At 54.4% G+C, this 1,482-nt stretch carries 1 protein-coding gene; it reads left to right on the top strand.

The genetic code is table 11. From position 1 onward, the window contains the following. A partial coding sequence (locus tag DXA36_RS32555) for an extracellular solute-binding protein (RefSeq protein ID WP_118683634.1) occupies positions 1–1,482 on the top strand: 1,482 nt, incomplete at both ends.

Genomic DNA, 1,482 nt, shown 5'->3' with positions numbered 1-1,482 from the left:
AGAAAAAGGGGATCCCTTCGGAAAATATGAGGAGCCGGTAAAGGTGACGGCCATGACCAGCATTGCCACCACCGCGTCGGCCACGGATTATGAGAACAGCCTCTGGAGCGCCAAAATGCGGGAGCTGTTCAACATTGACATTGAATATGTATTCCTGGCGGCCAAAGAACAGTATGACGAGAGGGTGAACCTGATGCTTGCCAGCGGTGATCTTCCGGATGTGATGAACGTTTCCCTGACGCAGATGCACCAGATGATCGAAGCCGGGCTGCTGCAGCCCCTGACAGAGGTGTTTGACGGTTATGTAACCGACCAGGCAAAGGAGGCCATGACGCAGGATGGGACGTTCCCCTTTGACGCGGCTACGGTGGACGGGGAGCTGTACGGCATCCCCTGGGTGCAGCCCAGGATCGAAACCTGCCATGCCCTTTTTGTCAACGAGAAATGGAGGAAGGACAATAACCTGCCGGAACCCGATACCTGGGAGAATTTCGAAAAGATGATTTACGCCTTTGCCAATGACGATCCCAACGGCAACGGGCAGAAGGATGAATTCGGAATCGGCCTGACCAAGAAACTATGGGATACCGGCTTTGAAGCGACCAGCATTGCCAATGCCTTCGGGGCCTACCCCAACGCGTGGATACAGGGGGCGGACGGAAACGTGGTATACGGAAGCATCCAGCCGGAAATGAAGCCGGTGCTGGAAAAGCTGGCCCAATACTATCAGGACGGCCTGATCGATCCGGAGTTCATTGTAAAGGATTATGATACCGAAGCGGAGCTGGTGACAAAGGAACAGCTGGGGGCCATGTTCGGTATCCAGTGGACCGGCCTGATGGGAAGCTGCCTGCAGTCCCTGTATGAGAATTCGGAGGACCCGGATTCCCTGGAGTGGAAGGTCTATCCCATACCCTCCGTGGACGGAAAAGAAACCTCACCCATTGTATATGATTACAGCAGCCAGTGGCTGGTGGTGAAGAAAGACTTTGCCAATCCGGAAGCCGTGGTAAAGGTATGCAATTACATGCATTACATGGGGCTTGGGCCGCAGGAAACCGGGCCGGAGGGGCATCCTGAACTGGCAGTTTCCTATGAAGAATGGGAGGATATGTGGAATAATGATTCCTACCGTCTGTACAGCCCGGAAACGGAGCACGGCAATATCGCCCGGTGGGAGCACTGGTTCCAGGCTATGGAGGATGGGGATACCACATGGATAGACAATAACTATCTGGCGAAGGATCAGTTCTATGCTATGCAGCGGTATGCGCAGGACGGCTCCAAAATGACGGATAACTTCGGGGAGCCTTCCATCAGCGCGGCCTCCTGGCAGTTCACCTACCGTCTTTGCGGCCAGACGTTTATGTATGCGCTGGAGCAGCGGGAAAAGAATAACCTGACCAATGATGTGCGCGGTTCCTTCGTATCGGAATCCATGATAGAGAACCAGGCGGTGCTGGAGGATCTGGAAATCCAGAC

Source organism: Eisenbergiella sp. OF01-20, assembly GCF_003478085.1.
In the GTDB taxonomy this organism is placed as follows: Bacteria; Bacillota; Clostridia; order Lachnospirales; family Lachnospiraceae; genus Eisenbergiella.
This window is presented reverse-complemented; position numbering and strand designations above follow the sequence as displayed.